1 protein-coding gene is annotated in these 543 nt (G+C 46.4%); it reads left to right on the plus strand.

From position 1 onward, the window contains the following. Positions 1–543: nucleoside/nucleotide kinase family protein (locus R7F64_RS24265; protein WP_318072203.1), on the plus strand; the 543-nt coding region annotated here is incomplete at both ends.

Raw genomic sequence — 543 nt, forward strand, 5'->3', positions numbered from 1 at the left:
TTCTTGTGCGCTCCTCCGGGCAGTGGCAAGTCGACACTCGCTGCGTTCTGGGAATACTTGTCGGAACAAGATGAAAGCCAAGAGCCTTTACAAGTGCTGCCGTTTGATGGTTTCCATTATCCAAATGAGATCCTCGACAACAATACGATTGAACGAGATGGCGAGCTCGTGTCTCTGCGCAGTATTAAGGGGGCCTATCAAACATTTAATCTGACGGAGCTTATCGACAAGCTCAAACAGCTCAAAGTGAAAGATCCGAAATGGCCTTACTACGACCGCAATTTGCATGATCCAGTCGACGACGCCATTTTAGTGAATCGCAATGTGGTTGTCGTTGAGGGGAATTGGTTACTGCTTAATGAACCGGTGTGGAATGAACTGCATCGTTTGGCAGATTTTACCGTCTTCGTCGATACACAGCCTGAGTTTCTGCAAGAACGCTTAGTAAACCGTAAGATTCGTGGTGGCACCGCCCCAGAATCCGCATTAGCGTTTTATTTAAACTCAGATGCCGTAAATGTAGATAAGGTTTTAAATCACTCA

The organism is Vibrio sp. Vb1980 (assembly GCF_033338615.1).
Taxonomy (GTDB): domain Bacteria; phylum Pseudomonadota; class Gammaproteobacteria; order Enterobacterales; family Vibrionaceae; genus Vibrio; species Vibrio alginolyticus.